Genomic DNA, 17,885 nt, shown 5'->3' on the forward strand with positions numbered 1-17,885 from the left:
GGTGGGCCTCGTCGGGCCGGAGGTCGTCCTTCGGCTTCGATCCTGCCACGCGCGGGTGCGGAATGCGCAACCGATGCGCGTGGTTGAGGATCTACGCGGCGAAAGTTCTCGATCCACTCGACGAGGAGTACCGGAAAATGACGCAGACCCCCGAACAGCAGGGCGATCAGGTCGCTTGGGCCGACATGTGGTTCGACCCCGCGTGCCCGTGGGCCTGGATGTCCTCCCGCTGGCTGCTGGAGGTGGAGAAGGTCCGCCCGGTGCGGGTGCGTTGGCACGTGATGAGCCTGGGAGTCCTCAACGAGGGCCGGGACCTGCCCGAGCAGTACCGGGAGGCGATGACCCGGGCTTGGGGATCCGTGCGCGTGTGCATCGCCGCCGAACAGCGCTTCGGCCCCGAGGTCTTGGATCGCCTGTACACGGCGCTGGGCACCCGTTTCCACAACAAGGGCGAGCCCCAGACCATCGAGACGATCCGCGCCGCGCTGGCCGACGCCGACCTGCCGGCCGACCTGGCCGACGCCGCGGACTCCACCGAATACGATGAGGCCCTGCGCGCTTCGCACGCCGAGGCGATGAAGCTGGTCGGCGAGGACGTCGGCACCCCCGTCGTCCAGGTCGAGGGCGTCTCGTTCTTCGGCCCCGTCGTCTCTCCCACCCCGCGTGGTGAGGACGCCGGGAAGCTGTGGGACGGCGTGCGTCTGGTCGCCGGGACCGACGGGTTCTTCGAGCTCAAGCGCACCCGTACCCGCGACCCCATCTTCGACTGAGCCACCCTGGAGGAACCCATGCCCGGGCCAGATGACGACCGTCGCGTCGACTTCTTCGACGACCTGGAGATCCTGCCCGACATCACCGGTGACGAACGCGCCGAGGGGTGGGGCGACACCGAGGAGGACTCCACGGCGCGACTGATCGCCGATCGGCCCCCGCACTGGGGCTGACCCCGGCGCTCCCGACACGCGCCGAAGCGCCGGCGGAGGCGCGAAAAGATAGGGCCCGGTATCCGTGGAACCACGGATACCGGGTCGTTCGCACTCCCGGGCCTGGCCAACCCGAATCCGGTTCTGCGAAGGTGGTGTCATGCGATCCCTCTACATCGATGGCGCCTGGCGCGACTCCACCTCCGACGAGGCCTTGGACGTGATCAACCCTGCGACCGAGCAGGTCATCGACACCGTTCCGGCCGGCTCCACCGCCGATGTCGACGCCGCGGTCGAGGCCGCGTCCGCCGCGTTCGAGGCGTGGTCCGCGCTCACCCCGGGGCAGCGCGTCACCCACCTGACCAAGGCCTTGGAGCTGTTCACGGCGCGTCAGAAGGACATCGCCGCGATCCTGACCAACGACATGGGCGCTCCCTCCGGCTTCGCCACCAAGGTGCAGGCCGGGCTGCCCTCCCTGATGTTCAACACCTACATCGACCTGGTGGAGGAGCACGGCGAGCGCTACTTCACGGGCGAGAAGGTCGGCACCTCCCTGGTGGTGCACGAACCGATCGGCGTGGTCGGCGCCATCACCCCGTGGAACTACCCGCTGCACCAGATCGTCCTCAAGGTGGTCCCCGCCCTGTTGGCGGGCAACACCGTGGTGCTCAAGCCCAGCGAGGTCGCTCCACTGAGCGCCTACGCCCTGGCCGAGGTGTTCGAGGAAGCCGGTCTGCCCGACGGCGTGTTCAACCTAGTCAGCGGTACCGGGCCAGTGGTGGGTGAGGCGATCGCCGCGCACCCGAAGGTCGACATGGTCTCCTTCACCGGCTCCACCAGGGCCGGAACCCGGGTCTCCCAGGTGGCGGCCGAGACGGTCAAGCGGGTCGCCCTGGAACTGGGCGGCAAATCACCCAATGTCATCCTGCCCGACGCCGACCTGACCCAGGCGGTCAAGCGCGGTGTCGCCGACGTCATGCGCAACACCGGGCAGAGCTGCAACGCGCTCACCCGCATGCTGGTGCACCGCGACTCCTACGAGGAGGCAGTGGAACTGGCCGCGGCGTCCGCCGCCAAGTACGTGCCGGGTGACCCGACCGACGAGGCCACCCGCATGGGTCCGCTGGTCTCCGCCGCCCAGCTGGAGAAGGTCCGTGCCTACATCGACCTGGGCGTGGAGGAGGGTGCCCGCCTGGTCATCGGCGGCTCCGAGCCGGTGGAGGGTCGAGAGCAGGGCTACTTCGTGCGACCGACGGTCTTCGCGGACGTGCGCAACGACATGCGCATCGCCCAGGAGGAGATCTTCGGTCCGGTCCTGGCGCTCATCCCCTACGACACGGTGGAGGAAGCGGTCACCATCGCCAACGACACCGTCTACGGCCTCAACGCGGCCGTGTGGTCGGGCGACCCGGAACGAGGGTTGGAGGTGGCCCGTCGGCTGCGCGCCGGTCAGGTCGAGCTCAACGGCGGTGCCCTCAACCCGCGGGCGCCCTTCGGCGGCTACAAGCGTTCGGGCAACGGACGCGAGTGGGGTCTGCCGGGCCTGGTGGAGTTCTGCGAGGTCAAGGCCGTGCAGATGTAGCGCCCGAGGCGGTGGCGGGGGTGACTCCTGTGGGAGGCGTCACCTCCCGTGATCCCGGTCGTGGGGAATCACCCCCGGTGAAGCGTGCGTTATGGCGTGTGGGAAGATCCCGATCGGGCATCCCCGGTCGAAACCAAACGAGGTGTGAGTTGAGCAACAAGCCCGCGGTCTCCAAGGCAAGTCCTCTGAGCAAGGACCTCAAGTCGATCCTTCTCTACAACATGGTCGCCATCCTGTCGATGGCGGGCTTCGCCGCCCTCGGTCTGAGCGTCGCTGCCGCCGCGAGCGGAGCCTGACAAGGCCCACGGACGAGGCGCACGCCTCCCACACGCTTTTCCGCGCCCCACCCGCGTCCTTCACGGGTGGGGCGCGGCGTTTTGTGCGAGTGGAAGCTGTCACACTGGTGACGTGCGTGTTTACCTTGGATCAGATCATGCGGGCTTCGAGCTCAAAGAACACCTCGTCTCCTGGCTGAAGGAGCAGGGCCACGAAGTCGTGGACGCCGGACCGGCCGTCTACGACGCGGTGGACGACTACCCGCCGTTCGTCCTGCGCGCCGCCGAGGGCGTGGCGAAGGACCCGGGTTCCCTGGGTGTCGTCATCGGTGGCTCCGGCAACGGCGAGCAGATCGCCGCCAACAAGGTCGAGGGTGTTCGTGCCGCCCTGGCCTGGAGCCAGGACACCGCCAAGCTGGCGCGCGAGCACAACGACGCGAACGTGCTCGGCATCGGTGGGCGGATGCACTCCCTGGAGGAGGCCACCCGGTTCGTGGAGCTCTTCCTGTCGACCCCCTACAGCGACGAGGAGCGGCACACCCGCCGCATCGCGATGCTCGGTGACTACGAGCGGACCGGCGAACTCCCCCCGCTTCCGTAGCACTCGTCGATGGCACGGCCCGAGCGGCCGGACCGGGCCCCCGCACGCCGCGGGGGCCTTTCGTATGTCCGGGGTGGGACACGCCGTGCCCGTCGGGGATCGGGCGACCGAGATCGGGGTCCGTCGGCGACACCGTCGGCGGGTAGGGGATCCTGGCGCGTGACCAGGTGTGTCGCGCCTCGGGCAAAGCGCCGCCCCACGGGTTTAGGCGGACCCCAAACCCGGGATTATGGGGTGGAACGGTGTCGGATACACGTGCCACCCCGGCACCCCAAGCGCTACAGTTCGTGCACAGCGGCGGGCCAGAGCCATCCGCGGTGCGGTGATGTCGTCTCCCCGGCGGCCACCACTCCCTCCGGGTGACTCCCTACGAGCCCCCGGCCCGCAGACGTGAGATCCGCCCCGACGCGGCCCCGGCCGCGGCGGTGCCCCGTACGACGACCAGGAGTAACCCCCGCGGTTGAAGCGGGCGCGCCGAGCAGAGGAATCATGAACGCCACACCGACCGCCAAGACCACCCGGCTGCTGCGCTCGACCACGCAGCGGCTCGTCGCGGTGCTCCGGCGCAAGGTGCTGTTCCGTTACCGGCTCGTCCTCATCACCCTGGTGACCCTGGCAGTGGGGATCGGGGTGGGGGCCGTGTGGGGCCCCACCGGTTGGTTCCCACCCAGCTCCACCATCCTCACCGTTCTCGCCGGTGGCCTGTTGCTCAAGCGCAAGAGCCTGGCGTTCCTGCTGGGCGTGGTCGCCGCGGTACTGGTGTTCGTGGCGTACATGCTCGACTTCGGTCAGGTGGGTCCGGGCCTGCTGGTCACCATCGGGGTCACCGCGGTGCTCTCGTACCTGCTGTCCGGGTTGCGCGAACGCCTCGGAGTGCAGGGCCTCAGCGGCGAGATGATGCTGCTGGACCTGCGAGACCGCCTGCGCCACCAAGGCAGGTTGCCCAAGCTTCCCAAGGGGTGGGGGCGCACCGCCGTGCTGCGTCAGGCGGGCGGTTCCTCCTTCGGTGGCGACTTCGTGGTCTCCATCCTCCGGGACAACCGGCTCGACGTGGCCGTCGTGGACGTGTCCGGCAAGGGTGTGGACGCCGGAACCCGAGCCCTGTTGCTGTCCGGAGCCTTCAGCGGACTCATCGGCGCGGTGCCCGCCCGCGACTTCCTCGCCCACTGCAACGACTACCTCATGCGCAACAGCGAGGGCGAGGGCTTCGTCACGGCCGTCCACCTGAGCGTGGACATCGACACCGGCGAATACCAGGTCGCCTCCGCCGGACATCCGCCCGCCCTGCACTACGAGAGCGGCGGAGGGGTGTGGAGCACCACCGAGGCCAAAGGAGTGGTCCTCGGTGTCATCCCGGAGATGACCTACACCTTCGTCAAGGGTGAGCTCCGCCCCGGCGACGCCATCATGCTGTGCACCGACGGGCTCATCGAGACCCCCGGCGAGGACCTGGACGCCGGCATCGACAAGCTCCTGGGCGCCGCGGACACACTGGTCACCCAGGGTTTCGCCACCGGGGCCGGCGAGGTCGTCGACACCCTCAGCAAGGACAAGAACGACGACTGCGCCCTCGTCGTCCTCTGGCGCACCTGAGATCCCGCAGGACGCTCATGTGCGGTAGCCCCGCGCCGACGAGCCCCCGGGTGAGCCTCCGTGGCCGCCGCCGGCGGTAGGGTCGTGATGTTCCCCGACCCCGTACGAGGTTCTTCGTACACGTCCTCGGATCGCCGTGCCCGCCCTCTCCGCCCCCGGGCGCCGACCTCGCACGGCCGACCCCACCAGTGACGAGGGGCCGGACCTTTCCCGAACAGACCGGCCCGGCGGACGTGTGCACCGGGCCCAGGCGATGCAAGGGGGTGCTTCGCATGGACGGCGAGCGCGCTGAAGAACTCATCGATCTGGTCGAGATCAACGACCTGACCGGGATCAGGCTCTGGTTGGCCGAACACAGGCCCCACGAGATCGCGGACGAACTCGCCCGCATGACCGACGCCGAGGCGATCATTCCCTTCCGGCTCCTGGACAAGGACCGGGAACTGGAGGTGTTCGAGGAACTCGACCCGGGCCAGCAACAGAACATCCTCCTCGGCCTGCGCGGAACCGACTTCCGCGACCTCCTCGAAGAGATGGAACCCGACGACCGCGCCAGGCTCATCGGCGAGGCCCCCGCCAAGATCGCCACCCGAGCCCTGGCCGGTCTGAGCCCCGCCGAACGCAGGATGACCGCCGCGCTCCTGGGCTACCCCGAGGATTCCGTCGGCCGGTACATGACCCCCGAGACGGTCATCCTGCACCGCGACCTCTCCGTCGGTCGCGCGCTGGAGGTGATCCGCGCCAAAGGAGCCGGTGCCGAGACCATCTACACCCTGCCGGTGGTCAGCGACGGCCGCCGTGTGGTCGGCACCATCGCCCTCAGTGACCTGGTGGTCAGCGACGTCGACCTGCTCCTCAAGGACCTGGTGGACGTGTTCGCGCCACGGGTGCGCGCGTACGAACCCGTCGAGGACGCGGCCCGGCTCATGCAGGAGGCCAACCTGGTCTCCCTGCTCGTGATGGACTCCGAGGACCGTTTCGTCGGCATGCTCACCGTCGACGACGCCCTTGAGGTCATCGAGGCGGCCGACTCCGAGGACATGGCCCGCCAGTCCGGTGCCAGTCCCATCGACGACCACTACGTGTCCGTCGGGGTGTTCCGTCTGGTGGGCGCCCGCTCGGTGTGGCTGATGCTGCTCATCGTCGCCGCCACGCTGACCGTCAACGTCATGCAGGTGTACGAGGCGACGCTGGAGCAGGTGACGGCGTTGGCCATGTTCGTGCCCATGCTCATCGGCACCGGCGGTAACGTCGGCGCCCAGTCGGCGACGGCGATCGTGCGCGCCCTGGCCGTCGGTGAGGTGCGGGTGCGCGATCTTCCGTCGGTGATCTGGAAGGAGAGCAGGGTCGGTCTCCTGCTCGGCGTGATGCTCGCCGGGATGGCCCTGGTCATCGGCTCGTTGCTCGTGGGCTTCTCGGTCGCCGTCGTGGTCGCCCTGTCGGTGATCGCGATCTGTACCTGGGCGGCGATCATCGGCTCGGCGATGCCCCTGTTGGCGCGCAAGGTCGGTGTGGACCCGGCGGTGGTGTCCTCCCCGATGGTGGCGACTCTCGTCGACGCCACGGGTCTGCTCATCTATTTCTCGATCGCGCGCGCCGTCCTGGGAATCTGAACGAGGCCGGCCCGTTCGTCTTCGTCGAACTCGTTGGTCGCGGAGGTGTCTCCGATCGTGTCGCCTTCCGTACGATGGGTGACCGGGTGGGCTTCGAAGGTCCTGGGGCCTGCTCGGACGATCGACGACGACCTCAGGGGGAGACCATGTCCGGTGCGGGTGACGCGTTCAAGAAACTGCGCAAGACGGTCGAGGACAACGCCGACAAGGCCGAGGGACTGGTGGACAAGGCCGCCGGCGCGGCGAAGAAGGCCACGGGCGGTGCCCACGACGACAAGATCGACAAGGCCTCCGGCGCCGCCTCCGACTACCTGCGCAAGCAGGGCGACGACGATCAGGGGCGGTCGGAGGAGGACTCCGACGACTCGAAGAACCGTGGCCGTGGGCAGGGGCGCTCCGACGAGGGCGGCCGACACGAGTAGTTCGGCCCGTGCCCTTCGGTGCGGTGTCGGTCCGCTCGACCTCGGGTCGACACCACCCTCGGCAGGTCTCTGAACTGCATGAACCCCGGGTGAAGTGGGTATCGCGAGAGCAGGCAATGGACCTAGGGGGGATTCCATGTCCGGTAGTGGAGAGTCGTTCGACCGGTTGAAGAAGGCCGCCGGCGACAACGCGGACAAGGCCGAGGGTGCCGTCGACAAGGCCTCCGGCGCGGCGAAGAAGGCCACGGGCGGTGCCCACGACGACAAGATCGACAAGGCCTCCGACGCCGCCACCGACTACCTGCGCAAGCAGGGCGGGGAGAAGAAGAAGTCCTGACCGGGTGAAGCACCTCGGCACACGGAGCGGGTGGGGCGGGTCCACAATGGTGGATGCCCTCATCCGCTCCTCGTCGGTTCAGCGTGGTCCTCGCCCGGATCCGTGTCCCGCTCATGTGGCTCGCCATGGCCGCGCTCTGCGCCGGGTACCTCGGTCTCTCCTGGTGGGTGGGGGGTGTGCTGCTGGTGGTCGCGCTCGTCGTGCACCTTCGGCTGGGAACCCCGCGCTGCGCCCCACGCGTGCTGGCGCCCCCGGTCCGCGGTCGCTGGATGGCCCTCACCAGCCCGGTGGACAACGTTCCCAGCCAGGGCACCCACGCCTACGGGCAGACGCATGCGCTCGGTCTGGTGGCCGAGGACGGCTCGCGCCCCGACATCGGCTGGCGCCCGCTCAGCCGGCCCCCTGCGGACTTCCCCGCCTTCGGCGCACCCGTGTACGCCCCCGCCACCGGCACGGTGGTGCGGGTGCGCGATCGACGCCGAGACCACCGCAGCCGCAACTCCTGGCCCTGGTTGTTCGGTTCGGTCCTGGAGAACACCCTGCGCGAACTGACGGGGCCCTCCGGTCTGATCGGCAACCACGTCGTCATCGACGTGGGCGGGACGTACGTACTCCTGGGACACCTGCGCCGCGGCTCGATCCTGGTGACCCCCGGAGACCGGGTCGAGGTCGCGGATCCGATCGCGCGTTGCGGGAACTCGGGCGCCTGCACCGAACCGCAGGTCCGGATGCAGCTCATGGATCTGCCGTCGCCCCTCTTCGCCGCCGGACTGCCCTTCGTCTGGGGGAGCGGCTGGAACGCGGCCGCGCCGGGAACGGCGGGGTTGCCCGAGACCTGGCGTCCGGTGGAAATCATCCACCCGGACGATGTATTCGCTGGTCAGGGAGGTTCGACGAAAGATTACCCTGGGCAGGTAAGGCGAACCTGACCACAAGGTGAGGGGAGGGGTGATGAGTGCGGTCGAGAGCGCGCCCTGCAAACTCACGGTCTGTCGAGGATGCTGCTGCGGCACGGAGAAGAAGGTGCCCGGTGTCGACCACCGGGCCCAGCTCGCCCGCCTGAGCGCCATCGACGACCACGCCGCCCGCCGTGTTCCCGTCCGCACCAGCACGTGCCTGGGCATCTGTTTCCAAGCCAACGTCGTCGTGGTGCAGCCCTCCACCGCCGGCCGCGCCGCCGGTGGTCGCCCCGTCTGGCTCGGCAAGGTGACCGAGGACGAGCTGCTGGAGGCCGTCGACGACTGGATCTTCGAGGGCGGGCCCGGGCTGTCCCCGCTCCCCGAGGTCTTGGAGGACCACCTCACCTCCAAGGACGCCAAGAAGCCGAAGAAGCGCAAGAAGGATAAGAAGTCCAAGAAGGACAAGAAGGCCAAAGCCGAGAAGAAGCGCAAGAAGGACGGCAAGGACAAGGGCAAGAAGAAACCCGAGTAGCCCGAGTAGCCGAAGAAGCCGGAGAGGGGTTGGTCCGGCCCGGGCGACCCCGGACCGGACCCTCCCGCCGTCAGCGACTCTGGGGGGCGAACTGGGTGCGGTACAGCGCCGTGTAGAGGCCGCCCGCGTCCAGGAGTTCATCGTGCGAACCGCGCTCCAGGATCCGACCGTCCTCCAGCACCAGGATCTGGTCGGCCTCTCGCACGGTCGCCAATCGGTGCGCGATCACCAGGGAGGTGCGCCCCTCCAACGCCACCGCCAAAGCCTCTTGGACCGCGGCCTCCGACTCCGAGTCCAGGTGCGCGGTGGCCTCGTCCAGGATCACCACCGACGGAGCCTTCAACAGCAGCCGCGCGATCGCCAGGCGCTGCTTCTCGCCACCGGACAGCCGGTAGCCGCGGTCGCCCACCATGGTGTCCAGGCGCTGGGGCAGCTGTTCCAGCAACGGGCCCAGCCGCGCCATCCGCAGCACCTCGACCAATTCGGCGTCGGTGGACTCCGGTCGTGCGTAACGCAGGTTGGCGCCGACGGTGTCGTGGAACAGCTGCGCGTCCTGGGTCACCACACCGATGGCCGAACGCAGGGAGTCCCCGGTCACCTCGCGCAGGTCCAGGCCGCCCACCCGCACCCGGCCCTCGGTCGGGTCGTACAGCCGTGACACCAGGTGGGTCAGTGTGGTCTTTCCCGCGCCGGAGGGACCGACCAGCGCCACCATCCGGCCCGGTGCGGTCCGGAAGGACACCCCGCTCAGCACCTGGGTGTCCTCGACGTCCTCCGCTTGCGGGGTGAGTTCCAGGGACGCCACCGAGGACGCCGCGGCGCCCGGGTAACGGAACGACACGTGGTCGAACTCCACGCTCAACGGCCCTTCCGGCAACGGCCGGGCGTCCGGGCTCTCCTCGATCTGCGGTTCCAGGTCCAGCACCTCGAAGACCCGGTCGAAGGAGACCAGCGCGGTCATGATCTCCACGTGCACGTTGGACAACGTGGTCACCGGGCCGTACAGCCGCGCCAGCAGGGTGGTGAGCGCCACCAGAGTGCCGACCTCGAAGCTGCCTTGCACCGCGAGCACACCGCCCACGCCGTAGACCATCGCGACGGCCAGCGCCGTGATGGTCGCGAGCATGGTGAACAGCAGACCGCCGAACACCGCTTGAAGGACACCCAGGTCACGGACGCGCGCGGCCTTCTCGGAGAACCCGCGGTTCTCCTCGTCCGGACGGCCGTACAGCTTCACCAACATGGCGCCGCCGACGTTGAACCGTTCGGTCATCAGGGAGCTCATCGACGCGTTGTTGTCCATGGCCTCACGCGAGATGTTCGCGAGTCTTCGACCCAGCAGTTTCGCGGGCACGATGAACAGCGGCACCAGCACCAGCGCCAGCAGGGTCACCTGCCAGGACAGGGCCAACATGGTGATGAGCACGGCCACCACGCTGATGAGGTTGGACACCACCGATTGCAGCACCGAGGTGATGGCCCGTTGGGCGCCCACCACGTCCGTGTTCAGTCGACTGATCAGTGAACCGGTCTGGGTGCGGGTGAAGAAGGAGATCGACATCCGCTGCACGTGGGCGAACACCTGGGTGCGCAGCGAGTAGATGACGCCCTCGCCGATCCGGGAGGACAACCACCGGCCGGTCAGGGTGATGACGCCCTCCAGCAACGCCAGACCACCCGCCGTGACGGCCAGCCACACCACCACCGAGGTGTTCCCCGGGATGATGCCCTGGTCGATGATGGCCCGCAGCAACAGGGGGTTGGCCACCACCACGCCGGCGCCGATCGAGGTGACCAGCAGGAACAGCAGGATCGACCGCCAGTGCGGTCGGGCGTACGACATGATGCGCCGGGTGATCCCCGGGGGCAGCGACTGCCCCCGTGCGCTCCCATCGTTGACCAGTGCCCTGTAGGAGGGCCTCCCTGACATCATCGGCGGCCTCGTTTCGTACATCGGTTCGCCACGCATGCGTCAACACCGATGAGCACGCGCCGCTTCCCCGGCGAGCGGGGGCCGTGGGCGCGAGGGGTCAGAGGGAGTGCGAGAGACGACCGAGCGCCGCCGTGGTGGAGCGGCCCGGGGTGAAGGGCAGCTCCCAGGATCGGGCGCCGAGGGCTTCCGCACCGCGGATCTTGGCCTGGGTGTAGCGGTCACCGGCGGTGAAGGCGAGGGCGGCGGGTGCCAGGGGGCGCAGCAGGTCGGCGTAGGCGGCCCAGTCGGCGACCGTGGGCGGTCCGTCGATGATGAAGGAGCCGGTCACACAGGCGAGCGCGGCGATGGTCTCGGCTCGCTCCTCGGCGGGGTTGACCGGCCGTTCGGGGCCCTTCCAGGCGCGCACGCGTTCGTCGGACTCGATGCCCACGACCAAGGGGAGTCCACGCTCGGCGATGGCGCCCAGGAATCGGACGTGTCCCACGTGCAGCACGTCGAAGACTCCGGTGACCACGACCGGTCGTTCGAGGGGGTCCGGTCGTTCGAACCAACGCAGACTCAGCGGTGTGGCCGACTGGTGTGCCTCGTCCGTATCCGATTCCCGCATGTGGCCCCGTTCCCTCCGTACGACCGAGGGGAGCCCGCGTGCGCTCTCGCGGACGGGCTCACCCGAAAGGTCAACGTACCTGTCGGGTGGGGGTATTCCGCCTCTGGGGGAAGACGACCGAACAGTGTTCGCCGCGGGTGTGATGGAGGTTACAGAGAACCAAGTCGGCCGCATGTGTGTCCCATCACACCGAGTGTTCGCGAAGTGGAACGGAGAGTGGTGCGCCGATGGTCTGGGTGATCGTCATCGAGGAGACCGTCAGTTCCGGGCAGTCCATGCGGTGGGGTGTGGGTCGGGTGCAGGGGGCCTATCCCGGGTGGGAGCAGGCCAGAGACGCCGCTCTGGGGCTGGCCAGGGAGTACATACCGAATCATCCCTGGTCGGAGAGTGGCCGCCAGATCTACCAGACGTCCGAGGGTTCCTACTTGGTCGACGTCCAAGGCGCGACCGCCCAGTTCCCCTTCCGGGTGAGCGTCGCGGCGCGAGTCGAGTAGTCCTGGTTCCACTGGAACGAAGAAGCGAGCTGTGCGTGCGGAGCACGCACAGCTCGCTTCGAGTGGCGGGGGTGAGGGGGTCGTCCCCCTGGTGGAACGGCGAAGCGAGCTGGTGTGCGGAGCACACACAGCTCGCTTCGAGTGGAGCGGGCGACGAGAATCGAACTCGCATGACCAGCTTGGAAGGCTGGGGTTCTACCATTGAACTACGCCCGCATGGCTTCAGAGCCTTCGAGTTTCCTCTAGACTCGTGGTGCCGCTGAAGACAAGAGTACAGTCTTCAAGGCGTTGGTCGCACACTCGATGTCGGGTTCGTGCGTCCTCGCCGGGTAACGGGGTGTAGCGCAGCTTGGTTAGCGCGCATGCTTTGGGAGCATGAGGCCGCGGGTTCGAATCCCGCCACCCCGACGAAATCTTTCGCGGCCGACCGGCCTCTCGGCCGGCGGCCGTGGCCCCCTGCGTATCTGCCCTAGACTTGGTGCGATCAGCAGGAAACTGTAAGTCCCAGCCCGTCGCAGGGCACCCCAGTAGAACGTGATCACCACGGGCCGGGGTGTTCGCGTGCATTCGCCGTTCGTGTGGTGCGCCTGCGGGCCGACGAGGACACCAGCCGGCAAACCTAGGAGTACCGCCCCGTGAAGACCGATGTCGAGGAGCTCAGCCCGACCCGGGTCAAGCTGACCATCGAGGTGCCTTTCGAGGAGCTCGAGCATGCTTTCGACGTGACCTACAAGTCGCTCGCGAAGCAGGTTCGGATCAAGGGCTTCCGCCCGGGCAAGGCACCGGCGCGGCTGATCGACCGCTACGTCGGCCGCGGTGCGGTGATCAGCGAAGCGGTCAACCACGCCGTTCCGGAGCTTTACAACGAAGCCATCCAGAAGGAGGAGATCTTCGCGTTGGGTCAGCCCGACGTGGAGGTCACCAAGCTGGAGGACAACGACGAGCTCGCCTTCACCGCCGAGGTCGACGTCCGCCCCAAGTTCGAGGTGAAGGACTACAAGGGCATCGAGGTGACCGTCGACAACGCGGCCGTCACCGACGAGCAGATCGATGAGCAGATCGGCACCCTGCGCGAGCGTTTCTCCACGCTCGTGGGCGCCGAGCGTCCCATCGAGGACGGCGACCACCTGTCCATCGACCTGTCGGCCTCCGTCGACGGTGAGAAGCTTGAGGACGTGGCCGTGAGCGGCTACTCCTACGAGGTGGGCACCAACAACATGCTGGAGGGGCTCGACGAGACCCTGCGCGGCATGGAGGCCGAGGGCGAGTCCACCTTCAAGACCACCCTGGTGGGCGGCGACCACGAGGGCGAGGAGGCGGACGTCACCGTCACCGTGCACTCGGTGAAGGTGAAGGAGCTGCCGGAGCTGGACGACGAGTTCGCCCAGCTGGCCTCGGAGTTCGACACCATCGACGAGCTGCGCGAGGACGTGCGCAAGCGCATGGCCGACGTGCGTCGCATGCAGCAGCTCTCCGCCGCCCGTGACAAGGCGCTGGAGAAGCTGATCGAGTCCGTCGAGGTCGCCCTGCCCGACGCGGTCGTCGACGAGGAGATCACCCGTCGTCGTCAGAGCCTGGAGCAGCAGCTCGCCCAGAGCGGCCTGACCCAGGAGGCCTACCTCGAGTCGCAGGAGAAGACCGAGGAGGAGTTCGAGGAGGAGCTGAAGACCGGCGCCAACTCGGCGGTCAAGGCCGGCTTCATCCTCGACCAGCTGGCCCTCCAGGAGGACCTCAGCGCCGACCAGGGTGAGCTCAGCCAGTACGTGTTCGAGCAGGCCCAGCGCATGGGTGTCAGCCCGGACCAGCTGGCCCAGCACCTGGTCGAGTCGAACCAGATCCGCGTCGCCTTCACCGAGGTCGTCCGCGGCAAGGCCATGGACCTGGTCCTGGCCGACGCCAAGGTGACCGACGAGGACGGCAACGCCATCGAGACCCCGCAGGTCGAGGTCGCCGATGAGGCCGCCACCGACGCGGTGGAGGAAGCCGCCAAGGCCGCGGCCGCCGCCATCGAGGACGACTCCGTCGAGGAGAAGACCGAAGAGAAGGCCGACGAGGACGCCACCAAGGACGACAGCAAGTAGTCCTTCGGCGCCGTAGCGTTCGCACGGGCCCCGACCGACCCCGCACCGGGTCGGTCGGGGCCCGTCGTGTTTTGTTCGCTGCTAGGAGAAAAGGTGTGTTCCACCCCTCCCGCACCCTGCGCTCAAAGCGAACAGGGACGTTATACGGACGAGCCCGACGTCTGTCGGCGTTAGTGTCGCTGTATCGCAACCGTTTCGATTCCGGAGCAGGTGACGAGAGTGCCGCCGACCTTTGATGAGTCCCCGGGATTCGACGCTCGTACGTCGGACCCGCAACTTTCCCCTTTTATTGAGCAGACGCCTCAGCGCCTGTTGCGCCAGCGAATCGTCTTCCTCGGCCAGCAGGTCGACGACGATATCGCCAACCGCCTTGTCGGTGAGCTTCTGCTGCTGTCCGCCGAGGACCGCCAGCGGGATATCACCATGTACATCAACTCGCCGGGCGGTTCCGTCACGGCGGGTATGGCGATCTATGACGTCATGCAGTACATCCCCAACGACGTACGTACCGTGGGTATCGGTATGGCCGCGTCCATGGGCCAGATGCTTCTGTGCGCCGGTGCGCCCGGTAAGCGTTACGCGCTGCCGCACACCCGCGTCATGATGCACCAGCCGTCCGGTGGCATCGGGGGCACCGCCTCCGACATCCGGATCCTGGCGGACCAGCTGCTCTACGTGAAGAAGATGTTCATCACGAAGATCTCCGAGCACACCGGGCAGACGGTCGAGCAGATCGAGAAGGATGCCGACCGGGACCGTTGGTTCACGGCTCAGGAGGCGCTGGAGTACGGCTTCATCGATGAGGTGCTCGAAGGCACCCTCGATGTGACCAGTTGATCGTACTCAGTGCTGTCCTGACCCAGTCCATGGATCGGCGTAGTGCGTGGAAGGCGTGAAATGACCGAGTTCAACCCAAGTCTGATCGGTGGCGCGGCCTCGATGGCTCCTCAGAGCCGCTACGTGCTGCCGTCCTATGTGGAGCGCACGTCGTACGGCGTCAAGGAGATGAATCCGTACAACAAGCTCTTCGAAGAGCGGATCATCTTCGTCGGCGTGCAGATCGACGATGTCTCCGCCAACGACTTGATGGCCCAGCTCATCACCTTGGAGCAGCTCGACTCCGAGCGGGACATCCAGATGTACATCAACTCGCCGGGGGGTTCCTTCACCTCCCTCATGGCGATCTACGACACCATGCAGTTCGTGCGCCCCGACATTCAGACGGTGTGCATCGGACAGGCGGCGTCGGCCGCCGCGATCCTGTTGGCGGGTGGCACCGCGGGCAAGCGCGGTGCGCTGCCCAACGCCCGCATGATGATCCACCAGCCCGCCACCGAGGGCATGCACGGCCAGGCCAGCGACATCGAGATCCAGGCCAACGAGATCACCCGGATCCGGCAGCAGCTGGAGACGACCCTGGCCAAGCACACGGGTCGTACGCCCGAGCAGGTGTCCAAGGACATCGAGCGCGACAAGATCCTCACCGCGGAGGAGGCCGTCGATTACGGTCTCATCGACTTCGTGTTGCCCTACCGCAAGGCTTCCCTGAAGTAGGGCACCTGCCGGAGAAACCCCGTGTCGACCCGGACTCCGCGCTCTCGCGCGGGTGTTCCGGGAGGGGTTCTCCGGCCTCTGAAAGGACGCGCCGGACCGGTTCCGGACCCGCCTGGAACAACCTGGTGGTGAAGCCGGTCCGGTTTTTCGCTTACCCTGGCGGAGAGCGACACACAGATCGCCCCGTTCGTGACCGGGTCGGTCGTGGACGGAAGATTCACGGGAGTTCGCTTCCGTGCCGTCCGGCGCGATACGCGTCGGGGGCGGGGCGGCCTTAGTTTTGAGGAGTGGCTGGGTGGCACGCATCGGCGACGGCGGGGACCTGCTGAAGTGCTCATTCTGCGGTAAGAGCCAGAAGCAGGTGAAAAAGCTCATCGCGGGCCCCGGCGTATACATCTGCGATGAGTGCATCGATCTGTGCAACGAGATCATCGAAGAGGAACTCGCCGACGCCACCGAGCTCACGTGGGATTCTCTTCCCAAGCCGCGGGAGATGTTCGACTTCCTCGACTCCTACGTGATCGGTCAGGAGCAGGCGAAGAAGGCCCTGTCGGTGGCGGTGTACAACCACTACAAGCGGGTGCGTTCGGAGGGTGACCGGCCCGGTGACGAGGACGTGGAGATCGCCAAGTCCAACATCCTGTTGCTGGGTCCGACCGGTTCGGGCAAGACCCTGCTGGCGCAGACCCTCGCCAAGATCCTGAACGTTCCCTTCGCGATCGCCGACGCCACGGCGCTGACCGAGGCCGGTTACGTCGGCGAGGACGTCGAGAACATCCTGCTGAAGCTGATCCAGGCCGCGGACTATGACGTCAAGAAGGCCGAGACCGGGATCATCTACATCGACGAGGTCGACAAGGTCGCTCGCAAGAGCGAGAACCCGTCGATCACCCGGGACGTTTCCGGGGAGGGTGTGCAGCAGGCGCTGCTGAAGATACTGGAAGGCACCACCGCGAGTGTCCCGCCGCAGGGCGGTCGCAAGCACCCGCACCAGGAGTTCATCCAGATCGACACCACCAACGTGCTGTTCATCTGCGGTGGCGCCTTCGCCGGGCTGGAGCAGCTCATCGAATCCCGCACCGGGCAGCAGGGCATGGGCTTCAACGCCGTGCTGCGGCCCAAGAGCGAGGAAAAGGAGCGGGCGGTGTTCGGCGAGGTCATGCCGGAGGACCTGCTCAAGTTCGGGATGATTCCGGAGTTCATCGGTCGTCTGCCGGTGATCACCAGCGTGCACAACCTGGACAAGGCCGCGCTGATCCAGATCCTCACCGAGCCGCGCAACGCCTTGGTCAAGCAGTACCAGCGGCTGTTCGAGCTGGACAACGTGGAACTGGAGTTCACCCAGGACTCGTTGGAGGCCATCGCCGAGCAGGGCATCATCCGGGGCACCGGAGCCCGTGGTCTGCGCGCCATCATCGAGGAGGTCCTGCTCTCGGTGATGTACGAGGTGCCCAGCCGGGAGGACGTCGGCCAGGTGATCATCACGCGTGAGTCGGTGGAGGAGCACGTGAATCCGACGATCGTGCCGCGCGTCCAGCCGGAGGACGACGACCGGCAGGAGAAGTCCGCCTGAGCGTTCCCGTGCGGCACTGAGCCGCTCTCACACGCCATGGGGCGCCCTCGCGTCGAGCGGGGGCGCCCCGTCGCGTGTGCGGCCCGGTGGGCCTCCGGTCGTCCGGTCGGGGAGTCAGTCCTCGTCCGCCAGGACCGCTTCCATGCGGGCGATCTCGGTGTTCTGTTCGGAGATGAGGTCGTTGGCCATCCTCATCACGGTCTGGTCGTGTCCGTCGGAGAGGACGTCCACGGCCATGGCGACGGCGCCCTCGTGGTGGGCGGTCATCAACTCCACGAACAGGTGGTCGAACTCATCGCCCTCGGCGTCGGTGAGCCGTCGCATGTCCTCTTCGGAGACCATGCCCTGCATGTCGTCGTGGTCGACCTCCAAGTCGCAGAGGGGGACGTCCTCGCCCTCGGAGTGGTGCCCGCCCTCGCCCTCCAGGCCGCAGAAGTTCTGATGGGCGGAGTTCTCCCGGGCCGGGGCGAAGACGTTCTCCTCCAACCAGCTCTCCATCGCGGAGATCTCCGGGTCCTGGGCGGCGGCGATGCGGTCGGCGATGCGCTCGACGCCGTCGCGCTGGTAGCGGTCGGGGGCCAGGTCGGTCATCTCCAGGGCCTGGGAGTGGTGTTCGATCATCATCACCAGGTAGGTGACATCGGCTTCGTTGTGGCCCTGTTCCTCGGCGAGTGCGGCGATCTCCTCGGCGGTGGCGGGGGTGGAGGACTCCCCGGGGGCTCCGGGGGCGATGACGTTGGCGGACTCCTGTCCGTCGTCGTCCGCGCTGCACGCCGGGGCGGCGAGCAGAACGAGGGCTGTCTCTTATACTCAACTGACGCTGCCGACGAATAGAGAGGTGTAGATCTCGGTGGTCGCCGTATCAT

At 67.6% G+C, this 17,885-nt stretch carries 19 protein-coding genes and 2 tRNA genes; 17 read left to right on the forward strand and 4 right to left on the reverse strand.

Annotation, left to right across the window (positions count from 1 at the left end; genetic code table 11):
* Positions 1-137 precede the first annotated feature (137 nt).
* From BQ8420_RS22210 to BQ8420_RS22250, 11 genes are all read left to right on the forward strand, one after another.
* Positions 138-770 (forward strand): DsbA family protein, encoded by a 633-nt coding sequence (locus tag BQ8420_RS22210; RefSeq protein WP_087101087.1) that lies wholly within the window; start codon positions 138-140, stop codon positions 768-770.
* Positions 771-788: 18 nt separating this feature from the next.
* The gene (locus BQ8420_RS32420) at positions 789-944 is read left to right on the forward strand and encodes a hypothetical protein (protein WP_200816045.1); all 156 of its coding nucleotides are present in this window, start codon (positions 789-791) and stop codon (positions 942-944) included.
* Between the two features lie 139 nt (positions 945-1,083).
* Positions 1,084-2,505: an aldehyde dehydrogenase family protein gene (locus tag BQ8420_RS22215; RefSeq protein ID WP_087101088.1), complete on the forward strand. Its 1,422-nt coding sequence runs from the start codon at positions 1,084-1,086 to the stop codon at positions 2,503-2,505.
* 149 nt (positions 2,506-2,654) lie between these two features.
* Complete coding sequence (locus BQ8420_RS32425; protein ID WP_200816046.1) at positions 2,655-2,801, forward strand: hypothetical protein; 147 nt, start codon at positions 2,655-2,657, stop codon at positions 2,799-2,801.
* A 112-nt stretch (positions 2,802-2,913) separates the two neighbouring features.
* Entirely contained in the window at positions 2,914-3,381 is a 468-nt protein-coding gene (locus BQ8420_RS22220) for a ribose-5-phosphate isomerase (RefSeq protein WP_087101089.1), read from the forward strand.
* Positions 3,382-3,870: 489 nt separating this feature from the next.
* Positions 3,871-4,974 (forward strand): PP2C family protein-serine/threonine phosphatase, encoded by a 1,104-nt coding sequence (locus BQ8420_RS22225; RefSeq protein ID WP_087101090.1) that lies wholly within the window; start codon positions 3,871-3,873, stop codon positions 4,972-4,974.
* A 272-nt stretch (positions 4,975-5,246) separates the two neighbouring features.
* A complete protein-coding gene (gene mgtE, locus BQ8420_RS22230; protein WP_087101091.1) occupies positions 5,247-6,587 on the forward strand; it encodes a magnesium transporter in 1,341 nt (446 codons plus the stop codon).
* Positions 6,588-6,733: 146 nt separating this feature from the next.
* Positions 6,734-7,009, forward strand: coding sequence for an Rv0909 family putative TA system antitoxin (locus BQ8420_RS22235; protein ID WP_087101092.1), 276 nt, complete (start codon positions 6,734-6,736; stop codon positions 7,007-7,009).
* 136 nt (positions 7,010-7,145) lie between these two features.
* Positions 7,146-7,346 carry an antitoxin gene (locus BQ8420_RS22240; RefSeq protein ID WP_087101093.1) on the forward strand — a complete coding sequence of 67 codons (201 nt, stop codon included), beginning with the start codon at positions 7,146-7,148 and terminating at the stop codon, positions 7,344-7,346.
* 53 nt (positions 7,347-7,399) lie between these two features.
* Positions 7,400-8,275 (forward strand): M23 family metallopeptidase, encoded by an 876-nt coding sequence (locus BQ8420_RS22245; protein WP_087101094.1) that lies wholly within the window; start codon positions 7,400-7,402, stop codon positions 8,273-8,275.
* A gap of 22 nt (positions 8,276-8,297) precedes the next feature.
* Positions 8,298-8,777: a (2Fe-2S) ferredoxin domain-containing protein gene (locus BQ8420_RS22250; protein ID WP_200816047.1), complete on the forward strand. Its 480-nt coding sequence runs from the start codon at positions 8,298-8,300 to the stop codon at positions 8,775-8,777.
* A 70-nt stretch (positions 8,778-8,847) separates the two neighbouring features.
* Here BQ8420_RS22250 and BQ8420_RS22255 read toward each other — a convergent pair whose 3' ends face one another.
* Together BQ8420_RS22255 and BQ8420_RS22260 are read right to left on the reverse strand one after the other, a co-directional pair.
* Positions 8,848-10,710 carry an ABC transporter ATP-binding protein gene (locus BQ8420_RS22255; RefSeq protein WP_087101096.1) on the reverse strand — a complete coding sequence of 621 codons (1,863 nt, stop codon included), beginning with the start codon at positions 10,708-10,710 and terminating at the stop codon, positions 8,848-8,850.
* A 97-nt stretch (positions 10,711-10,807) separates the two neighbouring features.
* Positions 10,808-11,317: an adenylyltransferase/cytidyltransferase family protein gene (locus BQ8420_RS22260; RefSeq protein WP_087101097.1), complete on the reverse strand. Its 510-nt coding sequence runs from the start codon at positions 11,315-11,317 to the stop codon at positions 10,808-10,810.
* A gap of 227 nt (positions 11,318-11,544) precedes the next feature.
* Here BQ8420_RS22260 and BQ8420_RS22265 point away from each other — a divergent pair, with 227 nt between their 5' ends.
* Positions 11,545-11,811 (forward strand): hypothetical protein, encoded by a 267-nt coding sequence (locus tag BQ8420_RS22265; protein WP_087101098.1) that lies wholly within the window; start codon positions 11,545-11,547, stop codon positions 11,809-11,811.
* A 142-nt stretch (positions 11,812-11,953) separates the two neighbouring features.
* Here BQ8420_RS22265 and BQ8420_RS22270 read toward each other — a convergent pair.
* Positions 11,954-12,027 (reverse strand) — tRNA-Gly (locus BQ8420_RS22270).
* A 117-nt stretch (positions 12,028-12,144) separates the two neighbouring features.
* Between BQ8420_RS22270 and BQ8420_RS22275 the strand changes: the two genes are divergently transcribed.
* From BQ8420_RS22275 to clpX, 5 genes are all read left to right on the forward strand, one after another.
* Positions 12,145-12,219, forward strand: a tRNA-Pro gene (locus tag BQ8420_RS22275).
* A gap of 227 nt (positions 12,220-12,446) precedes the next feature.
* On the forward strand, positions 12,447-13,892 hold the full coding sequence (gene tig / locus BQ8420_RS22280) for a trigger factor (protein ID WP_087101099.1): 1,446 nt from the start codon (positions 12,447-12,449) through the stop codon (positions 13,890-13,892).
* 288 nt (positions 13,893-14,180) lie between these two features.
* Complete coding sequence (locus BQ8420_RS22285) at positions 14,181-14,729, forward strand: ClpP family protease (protein ID WP_087101118.1); 549 nt, start codon at positions 14,181-14,183, stop codon at positions 14,727-14,729.
* Between the two features lie 60 nt (positions 14,730-14,789).
* Positions 14,790-15,446 carry an ATP-dependent Clp protease proteolytic subunit gene (locus BQ8420_RS22290; protein WP_087101100.1) on the forward strand — a complete coding sequence of 219 codons (657 nt, stop codon included), beginning with the start codon at positions 14,790-14,792 and terminating at the stop codon, positions 15,444-15,446.
* A gap of 295 nt (positions 15,447-15,741) precedes the next feature.
* Positions 15,742-17,019, forward strand: a complete 1,278-nt coding sequence (clpX, locus tag BQ8420_RS22295; RefSeq protein ID WP_087101101.1) for an ATP-dependent Clp protease ATP-binding subunit ClpX — start codon at positions 15,742-15,744, stop codon at positions 17,017-17,019.
* Positions 17,020-17,133: 114 nt separating this feature from the next.
* Here clpX and BQ8420_RS22300 read toward each other — a convergent pair whose 3' ends face one another.
* Entirely contained in the window at positions 17,134-17,808 is a 675-nt protein-coding gene (locus BQ8420_RS22300; protein WP_087101102.1) for a DUF305 domain-containing protein, read from the reverse strand.
* Between the last annotated feature and the right edge of the window lie 77 nt (positions 17,809-17,885).

It is taken from the genome of Nocardiopsis sp. JB363 (genome assembly GCF_900143625.1).
Taxonomy (GTDB): Bacteria; Actinomycetota; Actinomycetes; order Streptosporangiales; family Streptosporangiaceae; genus Nocardiopsis.